The sequence below is a fragment of the Rheinheimera sp. UJ63 genome (genome assembly GCF_021568285.1).
Classification (GTDB): Bacteria; Pseudomonadota; Gammaproteobacteria; order Enterobacterales; family Alteromonadaceae; genus Alishewanella; species Alishewanella maricola.
In genome coordinates this window covers 1,288,197-1,304,009 of the sequence record NZ_JAKGTQ010000001.1, presented here as the reverse complement: position 1 = coordinate 1,304,009, position 15,813 = coordinate 1,288,197, and the positions used below count along the sequence as shown (strand labels likewise).

Annotated in this window: 15 protein-coding genes; 3 read left to right on the top strand and 12 right to left on the bottom strand. The window is 45.7% G+C overall.

Going from position 1 to position 15,813, the window contains the following annotated elements; translation table 11 throughout:
• The 12 genes from L1N97_RS05920 to L1N97_RS05865 form a co-directional block, all read right to left on the bottom strand.
• Positions 1-510 (bottom strand): hypothetical protein, encoded by a 510-nt coding sequence (locus L1N97_RS05920; RefSeq protein ID WP_236129134.1) that lies wholly within the window; start codon positions 508-510, stop codon positions 1-3.
• Entirely contained in the window at positions 507-1,496 is a 990-nt protein-coding gene (locus tag L1N97_RS05915; RefSeq protein WP_236129133.1) for a hypothetical protein, read from the bottom strand. The genes L1N97_RS05920 and L1N97_RS05915 overlap by 4 nt, the downstream gene beginning before the upstream one ends.
• Positions 1,489-2,013 carry an Ig-like domain-containing protein gene (locus L1N97_RS05910; protein WP_229586148.1) on the bottom strand — a complete coding sequence of 175 codons (525 nt, stop codon included), beginning with the start codon at positions 2,011-2,013 and terminating at the stop codon, positions 1,489-1,491. Before L1N97_RS05910 ends, L1N97_RS05915 begins: the two co-directional genes overlap by 8 nt.
• A gap of 12 nt (positions 2,014-2,025) precedes the next feature.
• Positions 2,026-3,603, bottom strand: coding sequence for a DUF4331 domain-containing protein (locus tag L1N97_RS05905; RefSeq protein WP_236129132.1), 1,578 nt, complete (start codon positions 3,601-3,603; stop codon positions 2,026-2,028).
• 99 nt (positions 3,604-3,702) lie between these two features.
• On the bottom strand, positions 3,703-4,380 hold the full coding sequence (locus tag L1N97_RS05900) for an anti-sigma factor (RefSeq protein WP_236129131.1): 678 nt from the start codon (positions 4,378-4,380) through the stop codon (positions 3,703-3,705).
• Positions 4,377-4,916, bottom strand: a complete 540-nt coding sequence (locus L1N97_RS05895) for a sigma-70 family RNA polymerase sigma factor (protein WP_229586151.1) — start codon at positions 4,914-4,916, stop codon at positions 4,377-4,379. The genes L1N97_RS05900 and L1N97_RS05895 overlap by 4 nt, the downstream gene beginning before the upstream one ends.
• Before the next feature lie 143 nt (positions 4,917-5,059).
• Positions 5,060-6,244 (bottom strand): YbfB/YjiJ family MFS transporter, encoded by a 1,185-nt coding sequence (locus L1N97_RS05890; RefSeq protein WP_229586152.1) that lies wholly within the window; start codon positions 6,242-6,244, stop codon positions 5,060-5,062.
• Positions 6,245-6,312: 68 nt separating this feature from the next.
• Positions 6,313-6,807 (bottom strand): YbhB/YbcL family Raf kinase inhibitor-like protein, encoded by a 495-nt coding sequence (locus L1N97_RS05885; RefSeq protein ID WP_236129130.1) that lies wholly within the window; start codon positions 6,805-6,807, stop codon positions 6,313-6,315.
• Positions 6,808-6,848: 41 nt separating this feature from the next.
• Entirely contained in the window at positions 6,849-7,271 is a 423-nt protein-coding gene (trxC, locus tag L1N97_RS05880) for a thioredoxin TrxC (protein WP_236129129.1), read from the bottom strand.
• A 39-nt stretch (positions 7,272-7,310) separates the two neighbouring features.
• Positions 7,311-7,799: a DUF6702 family protein gene (locus tag L1N97_RS05875; RefSeq protein ID WP_236129128.1), complete on the bottom strand. Its 489-nt coding sequence runs from the start codon at positions 7,797-7,799 to the stop codon at positions 7,311-7,313.
• A complete protein-coding gene (locus L1N97_RS05870) occupies positions 7,799-10,279 on the bottom strand; it encodes a M1 family metallopeptidase (protein ID WP_229586156.1) in 2,481 nt (826 codons plus the stop codon). Before L1N97_RS05870 ends, L1N97_RS05875 begins: the two co-directional genes overlap by 1 nt.
• Before the next feature lie 154 nt (positions 10,280-10,433).
• A complete protein-coding gene (locus L1N97_RS05865; protein WP_236129127.1) occupies positions 10,434-12,209 on the bottom strand; it encodes a DEAD/DEAH box helicase in 1,776 nt (591 codons plus the stop codon).
• A gap of 161 nt (positions 12,210-12,370) precedes the next feature.
• Between L1N97_RS05865 and mioC the strand changes: the two genes are divergently transcribed.
• The 3 genes from mioC to rsmG all read left to right on the top strand — a co-directional run bounded on the left by mioC (position 12,371) and on the right by rsmG (position 15,811).
• Positions 12,371-12,823 (top strand): FMN-binding protein MioC, encoded by a 453-nt coding sequence (gene mioC, locus L1N97_RS05860; RefSeq protein ID WP_236129126.1) that lies wholly within the window; start codon positions 12,371-12,373, stop codon positions 12,821-12,823.
• Positions 12,824-13,285: 462 nt separating this feature from the next.
• Positions 13,286-15,175 carry a tRNA uridine-5-carboxymethylaminomethyl(34) synthesis enzyme MnmG gene (mnmG, locus tag L1N97_RS05855; RefSeq protein WP_236129125.1) on the top strand — a complete coding sequence of 630 codons (1,890 nt, stop codon included), beginning with the start codon at positions 13,286-13,288 and terminating at the stop codon, positions 15,173-15,175.
• Between the two features lie 9 nt (positions 15,176-15,184).
• Positions 15,185-15,811 carry a 16S rRNA (guanine(527)-N(7))-methyltransferase RsmG gene (rsmG, locus tag L1N97_RS05850; RefSeq protein ID WP_236129124.1) on the top strand — a complete coding sequence of 209 codons (627 nt, stop codon included), beginning with the start codon at positions 15,185-15,187 and terminating at the stop codon, positions 15,809-15,811.
• The last annotated feature ends 2 nt before the right edge of the window (positions 15,812-15,813 follow it).

The window sequence follows — 15,813 nt, the reverse complement described above, 5'->3', positions numbered from 1 at the left end:
TTATTCCGCTAACTGCCACTGTGTTTTGCTCTGGCTTAATACGCTACGCTCTGCCGTGTCAGTTAGCTCGACAATCACTTTGTGATCTTTTAACTTATCAAACAACTGCGCTACCCTAACCTGCTGTAATGATGCTAAGGGACAACCTGCATGACCATAAATACGCACCGACTGCTGGCCGGCATACACCTCGCGTACTACATGCACTACCGGTAACACTTCTAATGGGCAATCAACATTAAATTGCAGCATGTCATTAATCACATTGTTAAAGGGAACTTGCTGGGCTAACAACGCATCCGCATCGAGTAAGCGCCCAGTATTATCCATCATAAAAGGCGCTAATACGGCCAAGTCATGTTCGGCCAGCAACCAACTCCAATCAAATTCTGCGGGGTGATCGGCACCACTGCTCATTTGCACCCAACTGGTGCTAAATTTGTGTGCCTGCGAGGGCCAAGCAAACAAAAGGCTAATGATTAAACCAGAATAAAGAAAGGCCTGTTTCATAGTGCAAGCTCCTGTGCTGCTGCAAGTAATTGTTTATCGAATGGCTCTTGTGCCACAGCCATATTTTGTTTAGCCCAATACCGAGCCTTTTCGCCATCTGGCGCAACATAACTAAAGTAATAGGCAATATCTGCGGTATGTAAGGCATCGGCGCGTAACTCTCGCAAATGCATACGCTGCGCAGTCACCTCGCGCCAGCATTGCTGCTCACCAAGTTGAGCTTCGGCATAGGCTACCCGCACTAACAGGCTATCAGAGGGTAAGGCATCCACTTTTGGGCAAACGCCAGAGAGCGCTAACACTTCTGCAGCTCGACCGGTTTGTAGCAAAATATCCAGCATTTGCCGCTGCATCACTTCCGGTTGCTGAAAATAGTTTGGGTAATCCAGCCACTCTAACGCTTCGCTATAACGCCCTAACAAATGCGCTTGCTCAGCTAAGATTTGTAGTCGCCATTGCTGTAATGCCTCAGTTGAATTGCTATTACGCCAATGCAGCTGTTGTAAACGGGTATAACTGCTTTCTAATTGCCCGGCTCTACCCTTTACTTCGAGTAAACAGGTTGCCACTACATCAATTTGGCTATAGCCGGTTAAAGCACGACAAGCCTGTGTTGCTCGCGCTAAATCATCACGCGTTAACGCAATACGCGCTTGCATCAAATACACTGGCTCGTGTAACTGCTGCAACGCCAATACCTGCTCTAAAGCCGTTAACGCTTCAGCAAAACGATGTTCGAACTGTAATAAATCGGCTTGTGCCAACCACCACTGTGCTTGCTCTATTGCCGGCAATGAAGCTAACCGCGGCGCCACCAACTGCCATAGTATTTCGGCATCTTCATGCAACTGATGCTGCGCAGCTTGCTTGCCCTGAATTACTAACTCAGCATAATGCTCAGCTTTAACAGCCGTGGCGGCGGCAGAGCCGCACACCACGCTAAACATCACGCCTATGGCAAAACGCCAGTAGGTGCTTTTACTCATTGTTCGCCACCACGCCCGCAGCCACCAGATCGGCAAACTCTGCGGTATCTAACACGTCTTGGTTAAAAGCGCGGCCATTGACTGACAACGGCTTACTTTGCGCATCTTGCGCATACGCATCACGCACTGCGCTTCTTAACGACACTTGCAAGGTCGTGACTTGCACACTAACGGTTGCCGTTGTGCTCAACTTGCCATCCGACACCGTAAATTTGAAACTGTCGCTACCGACAAACTCAGCATTGGGTGTGTAAGTAAAGACACCATCGATGGCAATCAACACCTGACCATTTGCTGGTTCAGTATTACTGCTATAACGAAGATTATCCCCTTCGGCATCCACCGCAGTTAACCGCGCTGTAACCGCGGTATCTGTTCGAGTGGTTATCGACGATGCGGCCGCTTGTGGCGCCGTATTAACCTGGGGTGTCACCGCTTTATCAGCGGAGTCATTACAGGCGCTCACCAACAATACTGTGCTTAAGGCCAGACACAGCTTAGATTTTTTGCTTAACATGCTACGGACTCCTTATTGTGGTGAACCGGCTAATGGCGCGATCAAATACGGAAAACTCGTGTTCATAAAGCTGGCATCTATTGGTGCACCATCAGTAAAGGGCGCAGTACCCACATTGGCATCTTCTGGCTGACATAAGCCCAGATTGGTCGGTGTACCGGCTACCGGAATATCATGACATAACGCCCCCATCACCACGCGCAGTGCAATATCTACCACATCATCACCAGGACGACGGCCATTTGGGAAACCGGCTAAATCATTACCCGCCACGCCAAAATTAGATTGCTGTTCAGCAGGGGTAGCTGGGATCATCGTGTTTAAGCGCAACATTTCTGACGCTGTCACCATCGATTGCTGATTAACACCCGCAAAACCCGTTAAGAAGGCAGCAACCAAGTCAGTGCGTGGGTAATGTGTTGGCGCGATAGTGTCAAATGACGTACCTAAAGTGGCGTTAACGGCATCTTTAAACAATAAATCCAGAATAATCGGTAAGGTTGGATTGGTTACATAGGTCGCAAATTGGCCATCAGCAGACGGATGTGCGCTTGAAAAACGATCTTTATCGTCAATACCAATGACTAATTCATTCACCAGTGGTGAGCCTAAACGTGACACTTGTACTAAAGCACCACCGTTTACTTCCGGTTTTTCCAAGGTGGCATTCGGGTTTAAAATACGTGCTTGCGGTAAGCTGGCCGTCGTCCATGCCCCGATCACACCGTTACCCGAACCCGTAATACACGACTTAGGCACTTCTAAAGCAATGGTATTAACGTTTTTATCGTTTAAATCATCATTAGCGGTTGATTGGGTAATACCGCCAGGGAAACCATTGCCATCACCCGCACCGGGCGCACTGTCACCTTCCACGGGAACATAATTTACTAAATCAAAGGTTTCGCCTAAGTTAACAGTGAAGGGATCTTTACGCTGACCAACAAACACCCGGCCCATTGCATTACAATTTGGAATAGAGACATCATAAATATACTGATCGGCATACGCAGAGTATTCCGCTGTGTTACCAAAAGTTTTTTCACCCACATAAGCATAAGGTTTCACAAATTCAGTTTGACCATTAGCGCCTGCAATCGCACTACGAGCGCCGGTTCTTTGCGAGCCCGTCACTAAGCTCATGCTGTAGGTTTCACTGTAATTTAACGCACCGTTATTACCGGCGCTGATTGGGCCAACATGTTTCAACGGTACACTGACCATCACACCATTTGGGCCAACCGGTAGCTTAATCCCGCCATTGGGTAGTTTATTATTAAAGCGAAATTCAAAAGTAAAATCTTCCATCGCATCGCCATTAGCATCGATATGCAATGCATACACTGCTGCCGGATCCATCGCGAAATAATTCGGGCCACCGTAGCTATCTTGCAACGGAATATAATTGGCAATAATGGTGACATAATCACTACGACCCGATTCATAACTATTAAAAATATAAAAATCAGTGGAATCAATCGTGGGTAAGCGCGTCACGTTGGGCGCTTCACGGTGGCTAGAAGCAAAAGCAGTGGTGGTGGTTGCCAAGGCAGCTAATAGTGCAGTAGCAATAACGGTTTTCCTATTCATCTTGTTGTCCTCTCAATCGTTTTTTGATTATGACACCCAACAATTTTTGTCAGGTCTGCTCAAGCAACGATTGAGTGGACGTATTAGATGCAACTATTTTTAAATAATTAATAAATCCGTCGTAAATAATACCGGACCGGTTGGGAATGGCTCAGGTGAACCGCCTAAAGGTTCACGACTGACCGCCAATGCGCCCACTAAAGCCAAATCAATTTTATCGGTTAATGTTAATAACACTTCACCCTGTTGCGGCAATAACCCTAATGACACCGGCGCCGTACCATCAGCCGGTAACATCCATAACTGATAATCTTCATTAGCCAATGGTGCAATCGCGCCGACAGCCGCAACTTTAAGTTGCTGATCGCGCTGCTCAATTAACCAGAGCGTTCGAGCATCTGCGTTTTGAATCACGGCTATACGTTGTGGGCTAGGCGTGATGCTCGGATCGGGGCTTACTAGCATGAACACATTCACCAATAAAACGATACTGGCCATTGCGCCTAGCAGCCAAGACCAATTAAAACGACTCACCGGGCGCGCTTGCACCCAGCCTAAACGTTCTTGAATGCGTTGCCATACCTGAGCTGGGGGTTGCCGCAAAGGGATCACATCTGTTAACTCGTGCAGATGCTCTTCCCAAAACGCCACTTCGTCACGTAAAGCCGGAATATCCATCAGTAGCCGCTGAAAACGTCGCCGTGCTAAACCACGCATACTGCCAAGCACGTATCGGGCGGCCAATTGATGTTGTAGTTCTGTCGACTGATATTTCATCGTTGTAAGCACCTTTTTAAGCTATCTAGGCCGCGGCGGATCCAGCTTTTCACCGAACCTAATGCCTCACTAATATGCTCACTGACTTCTTGATGACTTAACCCACACACAAACGCTAATTGAATACACTGGCGCGTAGTAGGTTGTAATTCGTCCATGCACATCCGCAGGTTCTTCGCCTGACCTAACGACTCGATAGTCGACTCAAGCATATCGGCAGCAGGTAACTCATCAAAATCATCGGCAGATAATTCTTGATTAGCGCGATTACGCAGTAAATCAATGGAGCGATAACGCACAATACTGATCAACCAACTCATTACTGAGCCTTTTGAAACCGAATAATCTGCGGCACGATGCCATACTTTAATAAAGGTATCTTGCAGTGCTTCTTCTGCCCAATCTGAACGGCGCAGCATGGTGTAACTGACCGAAAACAGCTTAGCAGAGGTGGCTTCGTATAAACGACGAAATGCCGCGGTATCGCCCAAAGCAATTTGTTGCAAATCGCGTTCGAGCAGTTGGGGGGTAGACATAACAAAAACTCCTTATGGCCTATTAGCATACTAAAATCCGAATAAGCCGAGTTTTTGGATGCAATTATTTTAATTATTATCGCCAGCAGGCAAACTGAACATTCAGGGCAACGCTAATTCACTGTAGTGGGTATAGCACTTATTTAAGTATTATCAAGTTGTTGTGCCGTACGATCCGTAAACTTGAGTAGCGTAATCAGCAAAGCACCAAAAGCGACAAAACCCGCGGCTAAATATAAACCGATCGAAAAGTGGCCGGTCAACTGGGCTAAATAACCGGTTAGCGCCGGTGCAATCACTTGCGCACTGCCATAAGCTAAAGTCATTTTCCCCATCAATTTTGCCGGTTTACTCGGGTATAAGCGCCCTGCCATGGTTAATACCAAACTGACCACCGCAACAAAGGTCGCCCCAAATAAAGCCGCACTGGCTAATACCACTGCCAAGTTGTTAAACCACAATGGTAGTAAAATGGCGAGAGCTTGCAGCCATAACGCGAAAATAATCGCCGTTAAATAGCCCGTTTTACGGGCGACCCGATCCCAAAGTAATACGGCGGGCGCACCCGCCAAGCCTAAGATGATAAAACTGATGTTGCCACTACCGGCAAGCCCTGGCATCCGCTCAACAATAGTCACAATAAAGGTCGCACTAATCACATAGCCGTAACCCGCACAAAAATAACTCAGCAACAACAAGTGTAAAAATCGTTTAGTCGGTGGCCGATCCGCACTGGCTGAGGTACGGCTGACAGGGCTAAACACGGGTTTCGGCAGCCATCGCCATGCAGGGATCGCCAGCAATAGCCCTAATAGCGCAAATAATTGCCATTGTAGCTGCCAATCCAGCTGTAACCGGGCCATGCTTTCCACTAAAAAAGCGGCCAGGGCGATACCTAAACCCAAACCAGCAAAATGCACTCCCAGCTCGGCACGATGCTGATGGCTAATTAACCAATGCATAATCAGCGCTGAAGCGATTAACATGGAACCGGCACTGCTGAGCCCAGCGAGAAACCGCCAAAATGACCACAGATACAGGTTTTCCGTGAACGCCATGCCTACCGTACTTAGCACGGCTATCAATAAACCGGCTCGGTATAAGCGATCTTTTAAGGTCAAATTAGATAAACGGGCCGCGAGTAACGCACCTGTCATATACCCTAGGTAATTTACCGCAGCTAGATATCCACCACTGGCATCATCTAAAGCGGTATGTTGCTGCATTAATGGTAATAAAGGCGTGTAAGCAAAACGAGCAATACCTAAGCAAAGCAGCTGGCTAAAAAAGCCAGCTAGCAACACTTTAATCCGCAGGGGTAACATCATAAAGCTGCGTTCCTATAGGCTTAGGAGAAATAAATCGCCGCTGCTATGCGGCTATAGTAGTAACTCGCCTAATCGCGCGCGTAAGTTGCCGTTAACGTAGCCTTTGCTAACGCCATCGCATTTAGCATAAACCCCACTACTGCGGCGCTGGCGCCCTCTGGTGCAGGCAATGCTTCTTCAGGTAAAGCCCAGATCGTAAATTGATAACGATGCATGCCATGGCCTTCTGGTGGACAAGCACCACCAAAGGTTTTCACACCATAATCATTGGTAAAACTACGACAACCCGGCGGTAAACTGCCCGTCCCTGCTCCTTTGGCTAAACAGGTTGCGGCCACAGGAATATCGGTGACAATCCAATGCCAAAAACCTGAGCCGGTCGGCGCATCAGGATCAAACACCGTCAATGCAAAACTTTTGGTCTCTGCTGGCGCATTACGCCAATGTAATTCAGGTGAAATATTTTGGCCGTTACAACCAAAGCCATCAAATTCATGCTGCTTTGCCATAAAATGCCCTTCGGCAATATCTGGGCTGCTTAAGGTAAAGGTGTTTTTACTCATACTTCACTCCTAACAAAGGCAATTTTATGATCAAACTAAGGTTAACTGAGTTTTTGTAGCAATTGATAAAAGGCACTTTTCGGTAAAGCACCGGCTTGCTGCGCCAATGTTTGACCTTGGCGTATCACTAAAATAGTGGGAATAGAACGAATAGCAAAGCGTGCTGCTAAGGTTTGCTGCTGTTCTGTATCAATTTTACCAAAACGAAATTGAGGTTCTAACTCGGCAGCCGCTTGGTTGAATATTGGCGCAAAACTTTGACAAGGGCCACACCAACTGGCCCAAAAATCAATAACTAAAGGTAATTCCGATTTTTCAGCATGGGCGGCAAAGTTGGCACTTGTTAAGGTTAATGGCTGGCCAGTGAATAAAGCTTGCTTACATTTACCACAACGGGCAGTGTTGGCCGCTTTGTCCGCCGGCACACGGTTTAAACCATGACAAAATGGGCAAGCTATAATCATGTGTCACTCCAACTTTGCTACTTTAACATCGCTTTAATATCAAAATTTAACGTCTAGCCAATCCATGGTTTTATCAAAACTGAGGGTTTTAACGCCATTCATGCTTTCAATATTAACGGTGTTAATCTGCTTTGGCCAAATCTCTTGTAAAGAGCGGTGACGTACCCGCAACCCTGGCAAGTCATCTGGCATTACAGCCTCTTGGTATACCCAAAAGAAGCGACCGTCTAGTTGGCCGCCAATCAGGGTTAACGCTATCGGTTCACCGTTTAAATGCGTTAAAGCAAATTGCTTTGTCACATACTGACTAAATGTTTGCTGGGTTTGTTCGTTATTTAATAAATCAGCTTGTTTATCAAACAATTGTTTTACCGCATGTTCAGCATCATGCACATAAAAACGGTGCATCACTTCAATATTACCGCTTCGTGCGTTAAACAATACCGTACTGACCGCCGCATTCATTTCATGTGCAAAACTTGGGCTAACCAAGCCTGCCAGTAACAGCAGGCTAAGCAGATAACGCATTAATTACCTTCCTTAAGCTTTTCATCGGTTTTTTCAGCCGGATCTTTTAGCTTAGTTTTACTGTCTTGCATAATATCGCGGCTTACTTTGGCTTTACTCTTGTCAGATTTGTAAGCCTCTACGCGTGACGGAATAATACGACGTGGGTAATAGTTGTTTTCAATGTCGACATCGGCGGTTTCCCATTTCGGATCGACAATCACTTCTTTTAACACTTTGTCTTTTGCCGTCACAATCATCTTATTCACCGCTTTCGGGCTACGACGCCAAATCTCAGCAGGGATCATCTGATCTTCTACGCTGCCATCGGTGTAATGCAGTTGCAGTAAGATGGGCATCACTAACCCACCTAAATTACTGAATTGCAGTACGTAGTAGTTTTTATCTTCTTTTACTGCACGTTCAAACGCGGTGCGCTCCCACGGCTCTAAATCGGCTAAGAACTTGTTATAGGCATTACGTTCTTTATTGGTTACGGTAAAACGGTCGTTTTCATCATAAAAGTCGGTGATATCTTTGTTTTTATCAATCCACAGTACTTTACCTGCCGCTTTGTTGCGCTCAACAAACAATGAGGTGGGTTTGTCTAACTCTTGCTGGCGCTCACGTGCAAAATCAATATCAGGATCTTTGGTATCCATGCGTAACTGATAGACACGGTCTAACGAAATATCCACATGATCAGTGCTGTAAAACCAGCCACGCCAGAACCAATCTAAATCAACACCGCTGGCTTCTTCCATGGTACGGAAAAAATCAGATGGCGTTGGGCGTTTAAATTTCCAGCGCTGGGCATATTCTTTAAAAGCAAAATCGAATAACTCACGGCCTAGGATCACTTCACGCAGAATATTTAATGCTGCAGCGGGTTTGGTGTAAGCATTCGGGCCTAAACGTAATACGCTGTCGGATTGCGTCATAATCGGCACTTGAACATCCGATTTCATATAATCGACAATATCACGAGGCTCAACGCCCCAAGGAATAGTAGGATCCCACTCACGACCGGCAACGCCGTCTAAAAAGCTGTTTAAGCCTTCATCCATCCAAGTCCATTGACGCTCGTCCGAGTTAACAATCATCGGGAAATAAATATGACCAATCTCATGGATCACCACGCCAATTAAGAAGCGTTTTTCGGCTTGAGAATAAGTACGGCTGCCATCGTCTTGTAACTTAGTGCGAGGGCCGTTAAATGTGATCATCGGGTATTCCATACCGCCGACAGGGCCGTTTACCGACTGTGCCACTGGGTACGGATAATCAAACGAAAAACGTGAATACACTTCCATGGTATGCACCACAGATTCCGTAGAATACTTTTTCCACAGATCGCCGCCTTCTTTAGGATAAAACGACATCGCCATGACTAACGGCTGCTCTTTGCCGCCTTGTTGATAACCTTTAGCATCCCACATAAATTTACGTGATGACGCCCAAGCAAAATCACGCACATTATTGGCTTTAAAATGCCAGGTTTTGCTGTCATTAGTACCGGCTTTTTCGTTTTCTAAGGCTTCTTCTTCAGTAACAACAAACACCGGCCGCTTCGCTGTTTTCGCTTGCTCTAACCGTGCAATTTGCTGTTTAGTCAGCACTTTACTGCTGTTTTGTAACTCACCAGTCGCTGACACTATGTGATCGGCTGGTACCGTTAATTTCACATCATAATCACCAAACTCTAAGGTGAATTCGCCGCGACCTAAAAATTCTTTATTGGTCCACGCTTCGTAATCGGTGTAAGCCACTAAACGCGGAAACCACTGTGCTAATAAGAAAATATCATTGCCACCTTCATTCGCATCATCCGGAAAATGCTCATAACCTGAACGGGCTGACACCGCATCTTCTTCTACGATGTTAAAGGCAAAATCTAAACTAAACTCCATCGACTGGCCGGGTTTTAATGGCGTGTCTAAATCGATGCGCATTAACGTACCCACTACCGTGGCGGCTAAGGTTTTACCCTTGCTGTTTTTCACATTATTAATTTGAAAACCCAGCTCGTTATCGGCCATAAATTGTTGGCGACGTAACTCTTCTAGGCTCAAACGGGCAGTAATGTCACCTTCACCAATCGAAGTAGCAGGACCGCGACGGCCAACGCCACCAAAATCGGTGCTCATTTCAGCCATTGAATCGTTTTTGAAAATATTTTGGTCTAAATGCAGCCATAAATATTTCAACGTGTAAGGTGAATTGTTTTTGTATTGAATTTGTTGTTTGGCACTTAAACGGCGCTTGGCTTCGTCTAAGGTTACATCCATCTGATAATTGACTTGTTGTTGCCAATATTGCTGGCCTGGTTCACCGGCAGCATTACGATAGATATTTGGTGTTGGAAGCACTTCGTCTAATTGACGAAATTTATCTTCAAAATCACCTTTTGTCTGGCGCACGGCACTGGCAGTAGCAAATTGGCTACACAGCAATACAGTGACCAGGCTTATGACTGAAATACGGGACAAAATGGCAGACATCAGCAGGTCTCTCTGGTTATTTATTAGTAAAATGGCAAGTATCTACTCTAGGTAAATTTACCTGAACAAACAAGGCCTATCTATCACGAAAAGCCGGGGTTCTGTCTCCAAAAAAAAGCCCCGCAAAAGCGAGGCAATTTAGTCAAAATAAAGATTAATCTCTTGGCTTACGTGGTGCACGTGGTGCTGCACCAGGACGCGGGCCAGGGCCTGTGCCAGTGCTTGGACGACGCTCGCCGCCAGAAGCCGCAGCGCCCGTATCCACACTGATATTCAGTTTCTGCTTACGCACATAAACCTTTTTCAGGTGTTGGAAAATTTCATTTGGGATCGTAGCCGGTAATTCTACCGTACTAAAATGGTCAAACAATTTGATATTACCAATGAATTGGCTATCAATGTTCGCTTCATTGGCGATAGCGCCAACGATATCACCGGCTCTTACACCGTGCTCTTTACCCACTTCAATGCGATAGGTGTTGTAGTCGCCTTTCATTTCACGACGCACACGTGGACCGCGTTCTGGACGATCACCCGCTGGGCGATCGCTACGCTCACGACGTGGCCGCTCTTCACGTTCACCACGAGCATGCGGCTGGCGTAATTCAGGGAATTGCTTCGCTACGTTTAATGGCTGATCTTTTTGCGCTAGATACAACAAGGCTGTCGCTAAATCAACATCGGTCGTTTCTAATTTTTCACGCCAATCTGTCACTAACTCTTGGAAGAAGCTCAGATTTTGCGTTTCAATCGTTTGTGCTAATTGCTCACGGAAAGACTCGATACGACGCTGCTCAATCACTTGACCGGTTGGTAAGCTCATTTGCTCAATCGGCTGCTTAGTTGCATGTTCAATCGTGCGCAGCAAACGGCGTTCACGGGGTGATACGAATAAAATCGCTTTACCTTCACGACCAGCGCGGCCCGTACGACCAATCCGGTGCACATAGGCTTCACTATCGTAAGGAATATCGTAGTTAACTACTAAGCTAATACGCTCAACGTCTAGACCACGCGCCGCTACGTCAGTTGCCACAATGATATCCAGCTGACTGGCTTTCATCCGACGAATCGTTTGCTCACGGTGTGCTTGGTTCATGTCACCATTTAAACAGGCAACGGCATAACCACGGGCACCCAATTTCTCAGCAATTTCTTCGGTAGCACTTTTCGTACGCACGAACACGATGCTGGCATCGTACTCTTCGCCTTCTAATAAACGGGTTAACGCATCTAACTTTTGATTAGAATCCAGCATCACATAACGCTGAGTAATGCGCTCAACGGTACTGGTTTTCGACGCAATTTTAATTTCTTCAGCATTTTTTAAGTGCTTTTGCGCAATAGCGCGAATTTGCGCGGGCATGGTAGCAGAGAACATCGCCACCTGACGACCGGCGGGTGTTGCATCCATGATGGTTTGTACATCATCGATAAAACCCATCCGTAACATTTCATCGGCTTCATCCAGCACGATAGCGCGCAGTTTGTCGAGTTTCAACGTACCGCGATCTAAGTGATCTAAGATACGACCCGGCGTACCGACGATAACTTGTGAACCACGCTTCAGTGATTTAAGTTGATTGGTATAGCTTTGACCGCCGTATAAAGGCAAGACATGAAATGCCGGCATGTAGCGAGCATAAGCTTGAAAGGCTTCAGCAACCTGGATCGCTAATTCGCGAGTGGGTGCTAATACCAGAATTTGTGGATCATTTTGCGCAGGATCTAGCCGTGCCAATAAAGGCAGAGCGAAAGCACCGGTTTTACCAGTACCCGTTTGCGCCTGACCTAATACGTCTTCGCCAGCCAATAATTTTGGAATAGCCGCTGCCTGGATAGGCGAAGGCGTTTCATAACCAAGTTCAGTAACCGCACGAACAAGCGGTTCCGGCAGCATTAGCTGGGAAAAAGACAAAGTTTCAGACATACGTTGTTATAACCTCAAATCACACGCAGGCTTGTTGGAGTGCTATTGTTGTTTTTACTTGGCCTGCAATGCAGTAAAAACACGAAAACGAGCAAAAGCCGTAGCTTTTCTCGATTTTATTCCATTAGTATAGCCAGTCATTTACCACCTGGAAGAAATCTATGATAGAAATCCTCGTTGGCAGCCAAATGGGCGCAGCGGAATATGTGGCAGAACAAGTTGCTGAAACACTGGTACAAGCGGGATATGAAACTAAACTTCATCTTCAACCCGATTTGGATCAGCTAAACCCGACTCACATCTGGTTAGTGATCACATCCACCTATGGCGCAGGAGATCTGCCTGATAATATTCAACCCTTTGCGGATCAATTAGCACAAGATCGCAGTGATCTTAACACACTTTCTTACGCCGTGATCACTTTAGGTGACTCCAGTTATGATACTTTTTGCTTAGCAGGGCAAAAAATTGCCACTTTATTAGAAAATCGCGGTGCAGAACGCCTTATCGACGGTTTAGATATCGACGCACAAACAGACGCCTTGCCAGAGGATATTGCCCAAGCTTGGCTACCTTTATTTATCCACAGCTTATCCGGATCTGATCGGGGATAACTTTGCAGCGGGATCCCAGCAAGGGATCCGTGCATGCTAACAATGCTATGGCCGCCACGATCTTATGATCCGCTTCCCCACACCTTATACACATATTGACACTTCTAATATAACTAATGTTGATAACTAGTCTTTTATGCGGTTATTAAGCTGTATTTATCCCAATAACAAAATTATTTTCTGCAGCTATTGTGGATAAGTAACGATCTTACACACGGCTTCACCTGATGTAGATCCAAGCTTGATCACAGGATCTGATCTTATCTAATCTATTGATCCTTCATATGTAAAAAGGCTTATCCACTGCAAATGGCTTGCTTAATAGAAGTAATAATAAAAAAGATCTAAAAAGATCTTATATATATTAAGCACGATCCTGATCCTATTTTGCCCATTTCACTCAACCCAAGATCAGGCTACAATATTCACCCTGTTTTTAATCTGTATGTGATCGAGGCAAGTATGCTGTTTCAAGAAAGTTTTGACGTTATCGTTGTAGGTGGTGGACATGCAGGTACTGAAGCCGCCTTAGCTGCAGCTCGTGCTGGTCAAAATACTTTATTGCTAACGCATAACATCGAAACCCTCGGTCAAATGTCCTGTAACCCAGCTATTGGTGGTATTGGCAAAGGCCATCTGGTTAAAGAAATCGATGCACTGGGTGGCGCCATGGCTATGGCAGCAGACAGAGGTGGTATTCAATTTAGAACTTTAAACAGTTCAAAAGGCCCAGCCGTTCGTGCTACTCGTGCTCAAGCTGATCGGCAGCTCTATCGTGCCGCCATTCGCAGCATATTAGAAAACCAACCAAATCTTAAAATCTTCCAACAAGCCTGTGATGATCTGATCGTTGAACAAGATCAAGTCAAAGGCATTGTTACGCAAATGGGTTTAAAATTTCATAGTAAAACCGTGGTGCTGACAGTAGGCACCTTTTTGGGTGGTCAAATCCATATTGGCCTAGAGCAATTTTCTGGTGGTCGAGCAGGCGATCCACCGTCTATCGCCTTGGCTAAACGCTTACGCAATTTACCCTTTAGAGTGGATCGTTTGAAAACCGGCACACCGCCGCGTATTGATGCTCGCACCGTGGATTTTTCGGTCATGCAAGCTCAGCCAGGCGATAATCCTACGCCAGTATTTTCATTCTTGGGCAAACATAGCGATCAACCACCGCAAATCCCGTGTTACATCACTTACACCAATGAAAAAACACACGATGTAATACGTAACAACTTAGATCGTTCACCGATGTATACCGGCGTGATCGAAGGTATTGGCCCACGTTATTGCCCATCAATTGAAGACAAAGTGATGCGTTTTGCTGATAAAGATCAACATCAGATCTTTATTGAGCCAGAAGGTTTAACCACGCATGAACTATACCCTAACGGTATTTCAACCAGTTTACCGTTTGATGTGCAACTCAGTATTGTAAGATCAATAAAAGGCATGGAAAACGCCTATATCACACGGCCAGGCTATGCCATTGAATATGACTTCTTCGATCCACGCGATCTTAAAGCCACTTTAGAAACAAAATTTATCAAAGGCTTATTTTTTGCCGGCCAAATTAACGGTACCACCGGTTATGAAGAAGCCGGTGCACAAGGCTTACTAGCCGGGATCAATGCCGCATTGTATGCCCAAGAAAAAGACGGCTGGTCACCAAGCCGTAATCAAGCGTATTTAGGTGTACTGGTGGATGATCTCACAACACTGGGTACTAAAGAACCTTACCGCATGTTTACCAGCCGAGCTGAATACCGGCTGATGTTACGTGAAGATAATGCCGATGCTCGCTTAACCAGTAAAGGCCGTGAGCTAGGCTTAGTCAACGATATCCGTTGGGCTGCATTTAATGAAAAAATGGAGCAAATTGAACTTGAACGGCAACGTTTACGTCAAGGCTGGATCCATCAACAACACCCAGCTTTAAACGAAGTTAATCAATTGCTTAAAACGCCGTTAACCCGCGAAGCCAGCTTAGAAGAATTGATCCGCCGTCCTGAAGTCACTTATCAGCAATTAATTAGCATTGCTGAATTAGGCCCCTGTTTAGCTGATCCGATAGCAGCTGAACAAGTTGAAATTCAGATCAAATACGAAGGCTATATTAACCGTCAACAAGAAGAAATTACTAAGCAGCAACGCAACGAAGCAACAAAATTGCCTGCTGGCTTCGACTATGCCTCGGTTAAAGGTTTATCTAACGAAGTTATCGTTAAACTAAACCAAACCCAACCAGAAACGGTTGGCCAAGCATCACGTATTTCAGGCATTACGCCCGCAGCGATTTCTTTACTGTTGGTGTACTTAAAAAAACAAGGTTTACTGCGTAAAAGCGCTTAAAGGAAAAGCATGACTGATTTATTAAGCCCTTTACGCCGGCTAGTTGCACAAACCGAACTGCAATTAACTGAACAACAATTACAACAATGCGTCGATTATGTTCGGTTATTAGATAAATGGAACAGCGCTTACAACCTCACTTCAGTACGTGATCCACAAGAAATGCTCATCAAGCACGTATTGGATAGCCTGGTTGTTGCACCCTATTTAACCGGCGAACGTTTTATTGATGTTGGCACCGGTCCTGGTTTACCTGGCGTGTTATTGGCCATTTACTATCCACAGAAACAATTTTTCTTGTTAGACAGCTTAGGAAAACGTATCCGTTTTTTAAATCAGGTGAAATTACAGTTAGGCTTAAACAATATTTTCCCACTGCAAAGCCGAGTTGAAGATCATCAACCCCAACCCGGTTATGATGGTGTAATAAGCCGCGCATTTGCTTCACTTAATGATATGCTGAACTGGTGTCAGCATTTACCTAGGCTAAACGGCCAGTTTTTCGCCATGAAGGGCGCTGCAGTGCAAGAAGAAATTGCAGCTTTGCCGGATTTTGTTAAAGTAACAGCTATTCAAAACTTACAAGTACCAGAGCTGGATGCGCAGCGTCATTTGGTTATTCTAAAAAAAGTCTAATC